General features: G+C 67.3%; 12 protein-coding genes and 1 pseudogene. 8 read left to right on the forward strand and 5 right to left on the reverse strand.

Annotated features, from left to right (window positions below):
* The first annotated feature begins 165 nt into the window (after positions 1 to 165).
* On the forward strand, positions 166 to 1,353 hold the full coding sequence (locus GM910_RS10215) for an ISAs1 family transposase (protein ID WP_159587410.1): 1,188 nt from the start codon (positions 166 to 168) through the stop codon (positions 1,351 to 1,353).
* A gap of 81 nt (positions 1,354 to 1,434) precedes the next feature.
* Here the strand turns inward: GM910_RS10215 and GM910_RS10220 are convergent, their stop codons facing one another.
* Together GM910_RS10220 and mutY are read right to left on the reverse strand one after the other, a co-directional pair.
* Complete coding sequence (locus GM910_RS10220) at positions 1,435 to 2,046, reverse strand: HAD family hydrolase (RefSeq protein ID WP_159587411.1); 612 nt, start codon at positions 2,044 to 2,046, stop codon at positions 1,435 to 1,437.
* The gene (gene mutY, locus GM910_RS10225; protein ID WP_159587412.1) at positions 2,043 to 3,170 is read right to left on the reverse strand and encodes an A/G-specific adenine glycosylase; all 1,128 of its coding nucleotides are present in this window, start codon (positions 3,168 to 3,170) and stop codon (positions 2,043 to 2,045) included. The genes GM910_RS10220 and mutY overlap by 4 nt, the downstream gene beginning before the upstream one ends.
* A 164-nt stretch (positions 3,171 to 3,334) precedes the next feature.
* Here mutY and GM910_RS10230 point away from each other — a divergent pair, with 164 nt between their 5' ends.
* From GM910_RS10230 to GM910_RS10245, 4 genes are all read left to right on the forward strand, one after another.
* A complete protein-coding gene (locus GM910_RS10230) occupies positions 3,335 to 3,850 on the forward strand; it encodes a DUF721 domain-containing protein (protein ID WP_159587413.1) in 516 nt (171 codons plus the stop codon).
* Positions 3,851 to 3,963: 113 nt separating this feature from the next.
* Positions 3,964 to 4,680, forward strand: coding sequence for a DsbA family protein (locus GM910_RS10235; protein ID WP_159587414.1), 717 nt, complete (start codon positions 3,964 to 3,966; stop codon positions 4,678 to 4,680).
* A gap of 54 nt (positions 4,681 to 4,734) precedes the next feature.
* On the forward strand, positions 4,735 to 8,193 hold the full coding sequence (smc, locus tag GM910_RS10240; RefSeq protein WP_159587415.1) for a chromosome segregation protein SMC: 3,459 nt from the start codon (positions 4,735 to 4,737) through the stop codon (positions 8,191 to 8,193).
* Between the two features lie 23 nt (positions 8,194 to 8,216).
* Positions 8,217 to 8,624, forward strand: a complete 408-nt coding sequence (locus GM910_RS10245) for a hypothetical protein (RefSeq protein WP_159587416.1) — start codon at positions 8,217 to 8,219, stop codon at positions 8,622 to 8,624.
* Between the two features lie 193 nt (positions 8,625 to 8,817).
* Here the strand turns inward: GM910_RS10245 and GM910_RS10250 are convergent.
* Positions 8,818 to 9,155, reverse strand: a pseudogene (locus tag GM910_RS10250) (VOC family protein).
* A 194-nt stretch (positions 9,156 to 9,349) separates the two neighbouring features.
* Between GM910_RS10250 and ppdK the strand changes: the two are divergent.
* A complete protein-coding gene (gene ppdK / locus GM910_RS10255; protein ID WP_159587417.1) occupies positions 9,350 to 12,010 on the forward strand; it encodes a pyruvate, phosphate dikinase in 2,661 nt (886 codons plus the stop codon).
* Positions 12,011 to 12,017: 7 nt separating this feature from the next.
* Here the strand turns inward: ppdK and GM910_RS10260 are convergent, their stop codons facing one another.
* Positions 12,018 to 12,362 carry a hypothetical protein gene (locus GM910_RS10260; protein ID WP_246225958.1) on the reverse strand — a complete coding sequence of 115 codons (345 nt, stop codon included), beginning with the start codon at positions 12,360 to 12,362 and terminating at the stop codon, positions 12,018 to 12,020.
* Positions 12,363 to 12,657: 295 nt separating this feature from the next.
* Between GM910_RS10260 and GM910_RS10265 the strand changes: the two genes are divergently transcribed.
* Positions 12,658 to 13,449 (forward strand): DUF1499 domain-containing protein, encoded by a 792-nt coding sequence (locus tag GM910_RS10265; RefSeq protein ID WP_159587419.1) that lies wholly within the window; start codon positions 12,658 to 12,660, stop codon positions 13,447 to 13,449.
* Here the strand turns inward: GM910_RS10265 and GM910_RS10270 are convergent, their stop codons facing one another.
* The gene (locus GM910_RS10270; protein WP_159587420.1) at positions 13,450 to 14,355 is read right to left on the reverse strand and encodes an MBL fold metallo-hydrolase; all 906 of its coding nucleotides are present in this window, start codon (positions 14,353 to 14,355) and stop codon (positions 13,450 to 13,452) included.
* 112 nt (positions 14,356 to 14,467) lie between these two features.
* On the opposite strand from GM910_RS10270, the gene GM910_RS10275 reads away from it, so the two are divergent.
* Complete coding sequence (locus tag GM910_RS10275; protein ID WP_159587421.1) at positions 14,468 to 15,073, forward strand: biotin transporter BioY; 606 nt, start codon at positions 14,468 to 14,470, stop codon at positions 15,071 to 15,073.
* Positions 15,074 to 15,144 lie beyond the last annotated feature (71 nt).

Consider the following 15,144-nt stretch of genomic DNA (forward strand, 5'->3'; position numbering starts at 1 on the left):
ATATCAGTATTTTCTTTATTGCCAAGAAGGTTTGGATGGATTCTTGAGAGGCTTTCCGATTCGCGAGGAAGCCTAGGCAGGGGAATCGCATATCAGTATTTTCTTTATTGCCAAGAAGGTTTGGATGGATTCTTGAGAGGCTTTCCGATTCGCGAGGAAGCCTTGATGCCCACTATTGTGTCGCTTTTCCGAGAGATACGCGATCCGCGCGACATCAACGCGCGGCACGACTTGGCCGAGCTTGTGTTTCTTGCACTGGCAGCGACCTTGTGCGGGGCCAAGAGCTGTGTGGATATTGCCGAATTCGTGGAGGGGCGGGAAGAAGAGCTCAAAGAGATCGTCACGCTCAAGCGCGGCTGCCCGAGCCACGACACCTTCAGCCGCATCTTCCGGCTCATCGACCCTGAGGAACTGGCGCAGGCCTTCAGCGCCTTCCTTTGCGCGGTGCGCTGCGAACTCGGCCTGCCGTCGCGGCCGCGCGGCGTGGTGGCGGTCGACGGCAAGGCGCTCAGGCGCGGCTATGAGAAGGGCGCCTTCTTCATGCCGCCTGTGATGGTCAGCGTGTGGGACGCCGAAACGCGGCTGTCGATCGCGGCCAGACGGGCCTCGGGCTCCGACGAGGTCTCGACCACGCTCGACCTTTTGAAGAGCCTCGATCTGAAGGGCTGCATGGTGACGGCCGATGCGCTGCACTGCCGGCCCGACACGGCCAAGGCGTTGATTGGTCGACAAGCGCATTATGCGCTCGGGCTCAAAGCCAATCGCCGCAAGCTCTACGGCTGCGCCGAAAAAAGCTTTGCCGCTGCCGGCACGCTTGCTTTTTATGAGACGCGCGAAAGCCGCCATGGCCGCGCGGAAGTGCGCAGGGCGAGCCTCCTGCCGCTCAAGGCGCTCGAGGACCACTTGCTTTTTATGAGACGCGCGAAAGCCGCCATGGCCGCGCGGAAGTGCGCAGGGCGAGCCTCCTGCCGCTCAAGGCGCTCGAGGACCGCCTTTCCCGGACTGAAGGCGATCGGTCGCATCGAAGCCACGCGCACCAAGCCCGACGGCACCACCAGCATCGCCATTCGCTATGTCGCCCTGTCGAAGGTGCTGGCGCCCAAAAGACTGGCCGAGACCGTGCGCGCCCACTGGACGATCGAAAACCAGTTGCATTGGAGCCTCGATGTGGTCTTCCACGAGGACGATGCCCGAACCCGAAAGGACAATGCCCCGCAAAACCTGGCACTCATCCGACGTCTTGCTCGCGACATCTTGGCCGCTCACCCCCTCGACAAGCCAATCGCCAGTAAAATGCGCCGCGCAAACTGGAATAGAGACTTCTTCCATGAGCTCTTTACTCATATGCGATAGCCCTGCCCTCGTGGGGGAGATGTCCGGCCCCTTCGATAAGCTCAGGACAGAGGGGGGCGCGAAGGGGCGCCGGCATCTCCGTTACACGGCAAATCCCGCCCGTTCCAAATCCTCCCGCAGTGCCTCCGCCCCCACGAACTGCACCGCCTGCCAGCCGGCAGCCTTCGCGCCTTCGACATTCTTCGCGCTATCGTCGATGAACAGCGTTGCCGCCGGCTCCAGGCCGAAGCTCTCCGCGTGGTGCGCGTAGATCGCCGGGTCCGGCTTCACCAGTCTGATCTCGCCGGAAACCGTCACCCCGCGCGGCCGCTTGAGGAAGGTGTAGCGCTCCTTCGCCTCGGCAAAGGTGTCGGCGGCGAAATTGGTGAGCATGGTGACGTCGTGGCCGCCGTCGATGAGGTCTTCCAGGATCGTCACCGACCCTTCGTAGGCATGCGAGACCATCTCGTGCCAGTGGCGGCGGAAGGCGCGGATGTGCTCCTCGCGGTCGGGGTGAAGGGCGATCAGCTCCGCCTCGGCCTCCGCCCAGCCGCGCCCACGGTCCTGCTCAAGGTTCCAGTCGTTGGTGCAGACATTGGCGAAGAACCAGCGCCGCTCCTCCTCGTCCGGGATGAGGCGGGAGAAGGGGATCTCCGGGTCGTAGTGGAGGAGAACCTTGCCGATATCGAACACGATGTGGCGGATTTCGCTCATTTTGCCGTCGTTCCTCGCTTTGCCTTGGTGGCGCCGGGTATAGCCGCCTCGATCGCTTTTTTCATGACCGTCGGCAAGGCTTCGCCGTGGAGTGCGGCGGGCGCCGACCACCAATGGCCGGCGGGCGCTGCCATCTCCGTGACGGCGGCATGGAATACCGAGAGCCGAAGCGTGAAATGGGTGAAGACGTGGGTGACCACGCCGCTGCCCGACCATTGCGCGGGGAAGGGGGCGGCGGTCGCCTCGTGCGCCCCGTCGAGGCGTGCCGTCCATTGGCTGGTCGGCACTTCGCTCATGCCCCCGAGGAGGCCCTTGTCCGGCCGCCGGCGCAGGAGCACCGCACCGTCCTCGCGTATGGCGACGAAGGCGGCGCCCCGGCGCACGGGCTTTTCCGCCTTTGGCGCCTTCAAGGGGAAACGCTCCGGCGCGCCGAGCCGCTGTGCGGTACAGTCCTCGATCAGCGGGCACAGGATGCAGGAGGGGCGGCGCGGGGTGCAGATGGTGGCGCCGAGATCCATCATCGCCTGGGCGAAATCGCCGGCGCGGTCGGCGGGCACCATGGCGGCGACGGCCTTCCTGATCTCCGGCTTGGCGGCGGGCAGCGGCGTTTCGATGGCATCGAGGCGGGAGGCCACGCGCTCGACATTGCCGTCGACCACCGCCGCGGGCCGGCCGAAGGCGATTGCCGCGATGGCGGCCGCCGTGTAGTCGCCGATGCCCGGCAGCGCCTTCAGGCCCGCCTCCGTGTCGGGAAAGGCGCCGCCATGCCGCGCCGCCACCTCGTCGGCGCATTTCTTCAGGTTGCGCGCCCGCGAATAGTAGCCGAGCCCGGCCCAGGCCTTCATGACGTCTTCGGTCCCGGCCGCGGCCAGCGCCTCCACCGTCGGCCAGCGCGCCATGAAGGCGTCGAAATAGGGCTTTACCGCGCCCACCGTCGTCTGCTGCAGCATGATCTCCGACAGCCACACGGCGTAGGGGTCCGGCCGCCGGCCGCTCCGGATCGCCTCCGGGGCCAGGCGCCAGGGCAGGCGCCGGTGGTGCCGGTCGTACCAGGCGAGCAGCCGGGCGGCGGGCAGGCCACCTGCCGCTGCGCTCGTATGTTCTGCCGTCAAGGGACGTGTCATCGGCGGCCGTTATGCGCTAGTGGTCTGACCCAAACAGATGTACCCATCTGTTTGGAAAAGTCAGCCCACAAGCTATTAATCTGGTGGGGCGATTTGTCCTGACAGATGGTACCATCTGTCAGGATCGCACCACTAGGGTGCGTCGTGGAACAAGGGATGAGCACATGGCAGGGAAATGGCAAGGCGGCAATCCCGTCCCGGTGAGCGACCTGGCGACGGCGCTGCTCGACCCGGTGTTGCGGCGGCGCGCCGGCCTTTCCATCGATCTCGTGCAGTCGTGGGCGGAAATCGTCGGGGAGCGCCTGGCCTCCCGCACGCGGCCGGAGAAGATCGCCTGGCCGCGCCGGGCGCATGAGGACGACCCGTTCGAGCCGGCGACGCTGATCATCGCCTGCAGCGGGCCGGCCGCCCTTCACGTGCAGCACGAGACGTCGGAGATCATCGCCCGCGCCAATGCGTTCCTCGGCTTCGGCGCCATCGGCCGCGTCAAGATCGTGCAGAAGCAGGTTTCCTCGCCGCGCAGCGAAAGGAGGCCGGCCCCGCGCCCGCTTTCCGAGCCGGAGCGCCGCAGGCTTGCCAGCCTGACCGACCACATCGAGGATGACGGGCTGCGGGCCAGCCTGGAGCGGCTGGGGGCGAACGTGATGGCGGCGCGCAAGAAGCCGCTCGCGGAAACGTGAGGAGCCTGCGGCATTTAGCGTTTGGCGCTTAGCCGCGGATGCCTTAATTCCACGCCAACTATCGCTATTTTCTCTGCCATCGCTAGGATTTTGAACAAACTCGGGTGATTCGCATGACTGGACCGATCGCGCGCAGGCGCATCCTCATTTCCCTGGCCGCCCTGCCGGCAGCCGTCCTCCTGGCCGGCTGCAGCGACAGCGACAGCGGCGAGGGTGAGGGCGAGGCGGGTGCGCAGGACACCTCGCCCATGACCACCGGGGCGGTCGACGCGCCGCAGTCCACGGGCAGCGTCGATATGGACAAGCTGCTCGAGCCCGGCGCCCTGCCCGAGAAGGCGGAAGGCGCGGAGGATGCGCCGGTGACGATTGTCGAATACGCCTCGATGACCTGCAGCCACTGCGCCAATTTCCACGTCAACACCTACCCGGCGTTGAAGGAACAGTACATCGACACCGGGAAGGTGCGCCTCATCATGCGCGAGTTCCCGTTCGACCCGCGCGCCGAGGCCGGCTTCATGCTGGCGCGCTGCGCGGACGACAAGTATTTCGCCATGGTCGACGTCCTGTTCAAGCAGCAGAGCAACTGGGCGCCGGTGCAGGATGCGCAGAGCGCGCTGCTCAACATCGCAAAACTTGCCGGTTTTTCACAGGAGTCCTTCGAGGCTTGCTTGACGGACCAGAAACTTCTGGACGATGTGAGAGCCGTGCGCGCGCGCGGCGCCGAGGAATTCGGCGTCGATGCGACGCCCACCTTCTTCATCAACGGGAAGAAGTATTCGGGAGCGATGTCGATTGAGCAGATGGCGGCGATCATCGATCCGCTGCTTTAGGGCGGCAGCCGACCGCGCAGGGCGCACCCGCCCCGCGCGCCGGGGTGCGCGCGCATGAGGTTCTCCAAGCTTCGCCTACTGGGCTTCAAATCCTTCGTCGAGCCCAGCGAGTTCGTCATCGAGCCCGGCCTGACGGGTGTCGTCGGGCCGAACGGCTGCGGCAAGTCGAACCTCGTCGAGGCGCTGCGCTGGGTGATGGGCGAAAGCTCGTACAAGAACATGCGCGCCTCGGGCATGGACGACGTCATCTTCTCCGGCTCCGCGACGAGGCCGGCGCGCAACACGGCCGAGGTGACGCTGTTCCTGGAAAACGGCGACCGCACCGCGCCCGCCGCCTTCAACGACGCCGACGAATTGCAGGTCTCCCGCCGCATCGAGCGCGAGGCGGGCTCCGTCTACCGCATCAACGGCAAGGAGGCGCGTGCCCGCGACGTGCAGCTTCTCTTCGCCGACCAGTCGACCGGCGCCCGCTCTCCTTCCATGGTGGGGCAGGGGCGCATCGGCGAACTGATCCAGGCCAAGCCCCAGGCCCGCCGGGCGCTGCTGGAAGAAGCGGCCGGTATCTCCGGCCTCCATTCGCGCCGCCACGAGGCGGAGCTGCGCCTGCGCGCCGCCGAGCAGAACCTGGAGCGGCTCGACGACGTGGTGACCGAACTGGAAACCCAGATCGAGAGCCTGAAGCGCCAGGCCCGCCAGGCCGCCCGCTTCAAGAACCTGTCGGCCGAGGTCCGCAAGGCCGAGGCCGTTCTCCTGCACCTGCGCTGGACGCAGGCCAAGGCGCAGGAGGCGGAGGCGAAGTCGGCGCTTTCTGAGGCGATGACGCTGGTCGCCGAGCGCGCCAACCAGCAGATGGAGGCCGCGAAGGCGCAGGCGATCTCCGCCAAGCGCCTGCCGGAGCTGCGCGAGGCGGAAGCTTCCGCCGCCGCAGCCTTGCAGCGGCTGACCATCGCCCGCACGCAGATCGAGGAAGAGGCCCGCCGCGTGCGCGACCGCGCGGAGGAGCTGCAGAAGCGCGTGCGACAGCTCGACGCCGACATTGCGCGCGAGGAGCAGATGGTCCGCGACAATGCGGACATCCTGAAACGGCTGGAGACGGAAGAAACCGGGCTGAAGGAAGCCGAGGCCGGCGCCGAGGGGCGCGAGACCGAGACGCGGGCGGCCCTCGACAAGGCGAGCGCGGAGCTTGCCGAGCGCGAGGCCGAGCTGACGGCGCTGACGGCGGAGAAGGCCGAGGCGACGGCAACGCGCAGCCAGGCCGAGCGCGCCATGCGCGACAGCGCCGAGCGCCGCGACCGGCTGGCCCGCCAGTTGGAAACCGCCGACCGGCAGCTTTCGGAAATCGCTGCCGAGATCAGCACCTTGCCGGACCCGGCGCAGAAGCGGCTCGAATTGGAGGGTGCGCTTGCCGTCCAGGAAGAGGCGGAGAAGCGCGCGGCCGAGGCGGAAGAAACCGTTGCCGCCGCCCGTGCGGCGGAGACTGCCGCGCGCCAGCCGGTGAGCGAGGCGCGCGCCGAACTGCAGCGCATCGAGACCGAGGCCACCACGCTCGCCAAGGTGCTGAATGCCGGCGGCAACGATCTCTTCCCCGCCGTGCTCGAGCGGGTGCGGGTGGAGCGCGGCTTCGAGACGGCGCTGGGCGCGGCCCTTGGCGAAGACCTCGACGTGCCGCTGGACAAGGCCGCCCCAGCCCATTGGGGCGACGCGGCGCCGGCGGGCGACGACCCGGCGCTGCCGGCGGGCGTGCGGCCCCTTTCGGAAGTGGTGAACGCGCCGGCTCAGCTTGCCCGGCGGCTTGCGCAGATCGGCATCGTCGAGACGGCCGATGGCGCGCGGCTGCAGGAGCACCTGAAGACCGGCCAGCGGCTGGTGAGCGCGGATGGCGCGCTGTGGCGTTGGGACGGCTATAGGGCCAGCGCCGACGCGCCGACGGCCGCCGCCCAGCGCCTTGCGCAGAAGAACCGTCTGGCCGAGCTCGACAGCGAAGCTGTCTCCGCTAGGGAGATATTGCGCGCCGCCGAAGAGGCTCTTGCCGCTGCCGAGAATGCCGTCAGGCAGGCGGTCGAGGGCGAGCGGCAGGCGCGCGAGCGCCTGCGCGAGGCGAGCCGCGCTGTCAGCAGCGCCCGCGACGCGCTGGCCGGCGCGGAGAAGGCGTCCGGCGAACTGGCGAGCCGCCGCTCGGCGCTGGAAGATTCGCGCAGCCGGCTGGCCGAGGACCATGAGGAGGCGCTGAAGGCGGTGACCGAGGCGGAAGCCACCTTTGCCGCTGCCCCCGACATCTCCGAGTTGCAGGGCCGGCTGGAGCGCGTGACGGTCGAGGTTTCAACGGCGCGGGGCAGGGCGGCGGAGGCGCGCGCGGCCCATGAAGGACTGAAGCGCGAGACGGAAGCGCGCCAGCGCCGGCTTGCCGCCATCGGCGAGGAGCGCAAGAGCTGGATCGCGCGCGCGGAAAACGCCGACCGACAGATCGCTTCGCTGACCGAGCGGCGTGTCGAGGCGGCGGGCGAGATGGAAAAGCTGGCCGAGGCGCCGGACGAGATCGAGGCGCGCGGGCGCGAACTCCTGTCGCGCATTTCCGAGGCGGAGGCCCTGCGCAGAAGCGCCGCCGACCGGCTGCAGGCGGCCGAGAACGAACAGGCGGAACTCGACAAACAGGCGACGGAGGCGATCCAGGCGCTGGCTGCCGCGCGCGAGGCCCGCGCCCGCGCCGAGGAGCGCCAGGCGGCCGCCGAGGAGCGGCGCCAGGACACCGAGGCGCGCATCCAGCAGGCGCTCAACGTGGCGCCGCATCTGGTCGTCAGCCAGACCGGGCTTTCGCCGGACGATCCGCTGCCGGACGTGGGCGAGGTGGAGCAGCGCCTTGAGCGGCTGAAGATCGAGCGCGAGCGGCTGGGCGCGGTGAACCTGCGCGCCGAGGAAGAAAAGACCGAGCTTGCCGAGCGGCTCGACACGCTGGTCTCCGAGCGCGGGGACGTCATCGAGGCCATCCACAAGCTGCGCCACGCAATCCAGAACCTGAACCGCGAGGGCCGCGAGCGGCTGCTCGCCGCCTTCGACGTGGTGAATGGCCATTTCCAGCGGCTCTTCGCGCACCTCTTCGGCGGCGGCACGGCCGAACTGCAGCTCATCGAATCCGACGATCCGCTCGAGGCCGGGCTGGAGATCCTCGCCCGCCCGCCCGGCAAGCGCCCGCAGACCATGACGCTTCTGTCCGGCGGCGAGCAGGCGCTGACGGCGACCGCCCTCATCTTCGCCGTGTTCCTGACGAACCCGGCGCCCATCTGCGTGCTCGACGAGGTGGACGCGCCGCTCGACGACCACAATGTCGAGCGCTTCTGCAACCTGATGGACGAGATGGCGGCCTCCACCGACACGCGCTTCGTCATCATCACCCACAACCCCATCACCATGGCGCGCATGAGCCGGCTGTTCGGCGTCACAATGGCCGAGCAGGGGGTGAGCCAGCTCGTTTCGGTCGACCTGCAGACGGCGGAGCAGATGCGTGAGGCGAGTTGAGGGACAAGGCAGGGAGTAAGGATGTGGCAGATCCGGCCGATTCCGTAGCCACCCTTGCCGGGGAGCTGTCCTCGGCGCTGAAGTCTCTGCACAGGGCGCTCATCCTGGCCGAGGCTGGGGACGAGGAAGCTCTGAAGAACCCCTATACGCTGCTTTTCGCGCTGATCGACGACCCGCGCTTCGCCTGGACGAGCCGGCTGTCGCAGCTCATCGTGCGGCTGGACGAGATGCTGCAAGAAGAATTCTCGACCGCCGATGATCTTCTGCCCTTCCGCGACGAGGTTGCCCGCATGCTGGGCGAGGAAGAAGGCGAGGACGCGGAGTTTCGTCTACGCTACCTGACGGCTCTTCAAAAGGCGCCGGATGTCGCTCTGGCCACCGGAGGGTTGCGCCGGGTGCTGGCCAAGCTTCCGGTGTCGGGGGGCGGGTAGGTCCTAGCTCTACAGTTGCTTTTTGTCGGCCTTGGCATAAGCGACCCCCCCCTCAATCCCTCCCCTCAAGGGGGAGGGGGACGTCGGCGTCGCGCGATTGGCTTCAACCTTGGCGCCGGGCACGAAAGAAGCCTCCCTCCCCCTTGAGGGGAGGGATTGAGGGTGGGGGTATGCCGCCAACCAACCGCCCGCCCTATTCCTCGCTCCACACCGCCAATTCATTCCCTGCCGGATCGGTGAAGTGAAACCGCCGCCCGCCCGGGAACGGGAAGATCGGCTTGACGATGCGGCCGCCTGCTTCCTCCACGCGCTTGAGCGTCTCCTCCAGCTCGTGCGAATAAAGAGCTTTTCGGTGCCTTCCAGCGGGCTGCCGTAAAAACCGCCGTCGAGCCCTTCGCTGAAGGCCGAATAGCTGGCGCCGTAGTCGGTGAATGTCCACGAAAAGGCATTCGCGTAAAACGCCTTGACGCTGTCGAGCGCGCCGTCGGTGGCCGGCATCTCGATGTAGTCGAGCTTTCCCGTCTCGCGCATGACGTCCTCCATGTTCACTCTATGTTCTAAATCTGCCGCATCGGGCGCACCGCGTCAAGCGGCATGTTGTCACCCAAATCGATTGAGATGAGGAGGAAGGTGCGGCCGCATCTTGCCTTCGCCACAAGCCCCCCTTATCGCTCCAGATGTCGAGGCGCCGCACGCGCCGTTGCTATTTCTCCAGCGGGGACAGCATGACCAAGTGGGTCTACAGCTTCGGGGACGGCCGTGCCGAGGGCAGGGCATCCGACAGGAACCTATTGGGCGGCAAGGGGGCGAACCTCGCCGAGATGTGCAGTCTCGGCCTGCCCGTGCCGCCGGGCTTCACCATCACCACCGAATTATGCGCCCACTATTATGCCAACGGCCGCGCCTATCCCCCCGAGCTCGTCGCCCAGGTGGAGGAGGCGCTGGAGGACGTCGGCAGGATCGCCGGCCGGCGTTTCGGCGACCCGCGGCGGCTGCTGCTCGTTTCCGTGCGCTCCGGGGCGCGGGCTTCCATGCCGGGCATGATGGATACGGTGCTCAATCTCGGCCTCAACGACGAGACGGTGGAGGCGCTGGCGGCCGCATCCGGCGACGCGCGCTTCGCCCATGACAGCTACCGCCGCTTCATCCAGATGTATTCCAACGTGGTGCTGGGCCTCGATCACGAGGTTTTCGAGGAGATCCTGGCCGACGAGAAGGGGCGGCTCGGCTACGACGTCGACACCGAGTTTTCCGCCGCCGACTGGCTGCATGTCATCGCGCTTTACAAGGAGCGGGTGGAAAGTGAACTCGGCGAGCCGTTCCCGCAGGACCCGCGCAAGCAGCTCTGGGGCGCCATCGGCGCGGTTTTTTCGAGCTGGATGAACCCGCGCGCCGTCACCTATCGCCGCCTGCACGACATTCCCGAGGAATGGGGCACGGCGGTCAATGTGCAGGCCATGGTGTTCGGCAATATGGGGAGGACATCGGCGACGGGCGTCGCCTTCACGCGCAACCCCTCGACCGGGCAGAAGGCGCTCTACGGCGAATTCCTGGTCAACGCGCAGGGCGAGGACGTGGTGGCGGGCATCAGGACGCCGCAGAGCCTGACGGAGGCCGCAAGGCTGGAGGCGGGCTCCGACAAGCCGTCGCTGGAAAAGGTGATGCCGGAGGCGTTCGCCGCCTTCGTGGAGATCGCGGGGAAGCTCGAGGCGCATTACCGCGACATGCAGGACCTGGAGTTCACCATCGAGCGCGGCAAACTGTGGATGCTGCAGACGCGCGCCGGCAAGCGCACCACCAGGGCGGCGCTCAAGATCGCCGTCGACATGGCCAATGAAGGGCTGATCTTGCGCGAGGAGGCCGTCTGCCGCATCGATCCTGCCTCGCTCGATCAACTGCTTCACCCGACCATCGACCCGGATGCGGCGCGCGACATGATCGCCACCGGCCTGCCCGCCTCGCCGGGGGCGGCGACGGGCGGCATCGTCTTTTCGCCGGACGAGGCGGAGGAGATGAAGGGGCGCGGGGAGAAGGTGATCCTCGTGCGCGTCGAGACGAGCCCGGAGGATATCCACGGCATGCACGCGGCCGAAGGCATCCTGACAACGCGCGGCGGCATGACGAGCCATGCGGCGGTGGTCGCCCGCGGCATGGGCAAGCCCTGCGTTTCCGGCGCCGGCACGCTGCGCGTCGACTACCGCGCCGGCACCATGACCGCGCTCGGCCGCACGTTCCGCAAGGGCGACGTCGTCACCATAGACGGTTCTAGCGGCCAGGTGCTCGCCGGCGCCGTGCCGATGCAGCAGCCGGCGCTTTCGGGCGATTTCTCCGCCATCATGGAATGGGCCGATGCCGCGCGCCGCATGAAGGTGCGCGCCAACGCCGAAACGCCGGCCGACGCGCGGACGGCGCGCTCGTTCGGGGCGGAAGGCATCGGGCTGTGCCGCACCGAGCATATGTTCTTCGACGACGAGCGCATTCTTGCCATGCGCGAGATGATCCTGTCCGATACGGAAGAGGAGCGCCGGGCGGCCCTTGCCAAGCTCCTTCCCATGCAGCGGGCGGATTTCGTCGAATTGTTCGAGATCATGGCCGGCCTGCCGGTCACCATCCGCCTACTCGACCCGCCGCTGCACGAGTTCCTGCCGAAGACGGAGGAAGAGATCGGCGAGGTGGCGGCCGCCATGGGCGTCGAGCCGGAGCGGCTGCGCCAGCGCACGGAGGCGCTGCACGAGTTCAACCCCATGCTCGGCCATCGCGGCTGCCGGCTCGCCGTCTCTTATCCGGAGATCGCCGAGATGCAGGCGCGGGCCGTTTTCGAGGCGGCGATAGAGGCCGCGGGCAGCACCGGCGCACCGGTGGTGCCGGAGATCATGGTGCCGCTCGTCGGCATGGCCTCGGAGCTTTCCTTCGTGAAGGGGCTGATCGAGGGCGTGGCGAAGGCGGTGCTCGAAGAGGCGGGCGTCAAGATCGACTATCTCGTCGGCACCATGATCGAACTGCCGCGCGCGGCGTTGAACGCCGGCGAGATCGCCCGGGAGGCGGAGTTCTTCTCCTTCGGCACCAACGACCTGACGCAGACCACCTTCGGCATCTCGCGCGATGACGCGGCGAGCTTCCTGGAGGTCTACCGCAAGAAGGGCATTATCGAACAGGACCCCTTCGTCTCGATCGACATCGAGGGCGTGGGGGCGCTGGTGCGGCTGGCGGCGGAGAACGGCAGGGCAAAGCGCGCGGCGATGAAGCTCGGCATCTGCGGAGAGCACGGCGGCGATCCGGCGTCGATCTCCTTCTGCGAGGAAGTGGGGCTCGACTACGTCTCCTGCTCGCCCTTCCGCGTGCCCATCGCGCGGCTGGCGGCGGCGCAGGCGGCCTGCCGCCGGTAAGGCCGGCTCACGCTTCGGCGTTCGGATCGGCTTGTGTTTTGCCGTCCTCGGCCGCAGGCGTGCCGAGCCGCCCCATGATCTCCGCATAAGCCTCGGCGATGCGCGCCACGGGCAGGTCGCTCGTCGCCGCGTCCTCCACCCTGAGCGGCCCGCCTTCGGCCGGCTGCGCGACGAGCGCGATCCTCTCTTCGCCGCCGCCTTCGAGCGCCACGGCGGCGATCCAGTCGCAGCCGGCCATGCCGTTCATGCGCATGCGAAAGAGCATCGTTCCGCCGATGCGCTTGAGCGCCAGCAGAACGGCTCCTTCGAACCCTGTTTGCAGAAAATCCTGATGCCGGAGCGCCAACTCCAACTCTACGATCTCAAGGGGGAGTGCGGGAGTGTTGGAATCTCGTCCAGCCGACCTGTCCATTGCCTACCATTACTTCCCCCTACCCCTAGAAGAAACAAAACGCGTGGGGACCCGAAAAGGTTCCCGCACTGGCGATAGTTATAGTTAGGGAACGATTCGGTCCACCTCGCGCCGTGGGCGGGTAGGGTATTCCACATTCCTGCAGCGCGGCGGTTTCGGGCCCTTGCCAGTGCTTTGACCGCCTGCCGGCGAACCGATAAGACAGCGGACGGGCAGACTTGGGCACGGGTGTCGGATGACGGCTATATTGGAACGGCGTTTTTCGCCGGCTGCACGGTGGTCGCGCCGGCTCGGCGCCTTTTCGGCGATGCTCTTCGTCGTCTCCGGCCTGTCGCACCGTTTCGGCCTCTTGGAGACGGTACCGTTTCTGTGGCTCCTCGGCCTATCGGGATTCCTGGCGCTTTCCGGCCTGCTTTTCGCCGTCGCCGGCTTCGTGCAGATATGGGAACATGGGCTATTGGGCCTGAAGGCGGCGGGGCTCGGGGCATTGTTCTCGGTGCTGGTGCTTTTGCCCTACGCCGTCTCGACCTACCGCTTCGCCGTTCACCCGCCGCTGGTCGACATCTCGACGGACATTTCACGGCCCCCGCAGTTCCGGCGTGCCGCCGCGCTGCGCACTCCGCCCATGAATGCCCTGCGGCCGGGACGTCAGGAAGATTCGCTCCTGCAACAGGAAGCCTATCCCCAACTCAGCGGGCGTCGCTATGAGCACGCCAGGGAGAGTGTGATGGAGGCGGTGAGCGCGCTTATCGCCGCCCGCCGATGGCGGCCGCTCGAACCCATGCCGCCCGCCGCGGGATCAAGCAGCATCACCGTGGAGGTGGTCGCCCACTCCTTCCTGCTCGGCTTCCTGTCGGATGTCGCCATCCGCATCGAGGATCGGGGTAACGCCACCTATGTCGACATGCGCTCCGCCTCCCGTTACGGCCGCCACGACATGGGCGACAACGCCCAGCGGATAACGCGCTTCCTGAACGATCTCGACAGGCGCATGGAAGCGCTCAGCGATTTGTCGGGGGGAGAATAGTCAGGCCGGTCGGAAGACCGCGTCGATCGACGGTTCGCCCTCGGCGCAAGTGCGGCCGCGGGAAACGAGATCCTCCAGATGCGCCAGGACCGAGAGCGCCGCCGCTCCGTGAAGACGCGGGTCCGTGTCGCGGTAGATGGCGCGTACGATCTCGGGGATCGTCCGGTCGCCGGAGGAAAGCCGTTCCAGGATCGCCCGCTCGCGCATCTTGCGGTGCGTCTTCAATCCGCGCAGAAAATGCTGCGGCTTTACCACCGGCCCGCCATGGCCGGGCAGAAACAGCCGGTCCCGGCGCTCCAGGAGCTTGTCCAACGAGGCCATGAAATCGGCCATCGCCCCGTCGGGTGGAGCAACGATGGTGGTCGACCAGGCCATCACGTGGTCGGCCGAGAAGGTGATGCCGGTGCCCTCGAGCGCGAAGACGCAGTGATTGGCGGTGTGGCCGGGGGTATGGACGGCGCGGATCGCCCAGCCGTCGCCCTCGACGAGCGCATTATCCGGCAAGAGGATGTCGGCGCGGAAGTCCGTGTCCGCGCTGGCGTCCAGCGGGTTTATCTCGCCGATCCTCAGCGGCCGCGCCGCGCGGTGCGGGCCCTCCGCGGCGATTTTCGCGCCCGTGACCTCGGCAAGCCGCCTTGCCAGCGGCGAGTGGTCACGGTGCGTATGGCTGACGAAGATGTGGCTCACCGGCCGCCCGTCGACGGCCTCGATAAGGGCGGCAAGATGCGCCTCGTCGTCCGGGCCGGGATCGATGACGGCGAGCGTGTCCTTGCCGACGAGATAGGAGTTGGTGCCGTGAAAGGTGAAGGGGCTCGGGTTCCCGGCCGTCAGGCGCCGCACGCCGGGCGCCACCTCGACGGGTTCCCCGTAGCGCGGTTCGAACTGCGTATCAAATTGCACGGCCATGTTGCAATTGCTTCTGTTGACGAAGTTGCGGTGCTGAGCGTGTTGCCGCTTAACATGGAAGCGAATATAGAGGAACGCGCGCGTTCATATAAAACCCATTCAAGGAGGCTCCATGTCGCAGGCGATTGCTTCTCGACCGCTCATCTCCCTCGCATTGCCGACATCCGGCACCGCGCGTCTAGTGGCGCAAATCCTGCTCGCCGTCGCCGGCACGCTGGTGCTGACGCTCGCGGCCAAGACGAAGGTGGTGCTTGGCCCGGTGGACTTGTCGCTGCAGAACCTGGCGATCCTGCTGATTGCCGCCTCCTTCGGCATGCGGCTCGGCGTTGCCACGCTGCTGCTCTACCTCGCCGAGGGCGCTATGGGCTTCCCCGTATTCCAGAGCACGCCGGAAAAGGGCATCGGCCTTGCCTATATGGTGGGCCCGACGGGCGGCTATCTCGTCGGCTTCCTCGTCATGGCGGCGATCGTCGGCTATGCCGCCGACCGCGGGTGGGACCGCAACGTCCTGAAGCTGGGCGCGACGATGGTCGTCGCACAGGCGGTGCTTCTGTTTCTCGGCTTTGCATGGCTTGCCACGCTGATCGGCGCCGAGGGCGCCTGGCAGTTCGGCGTCGCCCCCTTCATCCTTCCCGACCTGGTGAAGGCGGGGCTTGCGGCCTGCCTAGTGCCGGCGGGCTGGGCAGCCTTGAAGGGCCTCGGCATTGGCCGGGCCTGAGCCCGTAAATCGGTGATGTGACAAAGGGCCATGGGCGCGCACGCCCATGGCCCTTTCGTTAGGGAAGGGAA

It is taken from the genome of Chelativorans xinjiangensis, from assembly GCF_009812055.1.
In the GTDB taxonomy this organism is placed as follows: Bacteria; Pseudomonadota; Alphaproteobacteria; order Rhizobiales; family Rhizobiaceae; genus Chelativorans; species Chelativorans xinjiangense.

Bases quoted from the DNA above. Each gene is read 5' to 3' on its own strand.
- GM910_RS10215 (WP_159587410.1), top strand. From the start codon at position 166: ATGCCCACTATTGTGTCGCTTTTCCGAGAGATACGCGATCCGCGCGAC.
- GM910_RS10220 (WP_159587411.1), bottom strand. From the start codon at position 2,046: ATGAGCGAAATCCGCCACATCGTGTTCGATATCGGCAAGGTTCTCCTC.
- mutY (WP_159587412.1), bottom strand. From the start codon at position 3,170: ATGACACGTCCCTTGACGGCAGAACATACGAGCGCAGCGGCAGGTGGC.
- GM910_RS10230 (WP_159587413.1), top strand. From the start codon at position 3,335: ATGGCAGGGAAATGGCAAGGCGGCAATCCCGTCCCGGTGAGCGACCTG.
- GM910_RS10235 (WP_159587414.1), top strand. From the start codon at position 3,964: ATGACTGGACCGATCGCGCGCAGGCGCATCCTCATTTCCCTGGCCGCC.
- smc (WP_159587415.1), top strand. From the start codon at position 4,735: ATGAGGTTCTCCAAGCTTCGCCTACTGGGCTTCAAATCCTTCGTCGAG.
- ppdK (WP_159587417.1), top strand. From the start codon at position 9,350: ATGACCAAGTGGGTCTACAGCTTCGGGGACGGCCGTGCCGAGGGCAGG.
- GM910_RS10265 (WP_159587419.1), top strand. From the start codon at position 12,658: ATGACGGCTATATTGGAACGGCGTTTTTCGCCGGCTGCACGGTGGTCG.
- GM910_RS10270 (WP_159587420.1), bottom strand. From the start codon at position 14,355: ATGGCCGTGCAATTTGATACGCAGTTCGAACCGCGCTACGGGGAACCC.
- GM910_RS10275 (WP_159587421.1), top strand. From the start codon at position 14,468: ATGTCGCAGGCGATTGCTTCTCGACCGCTCATCTCCCTCGCATTGCCG.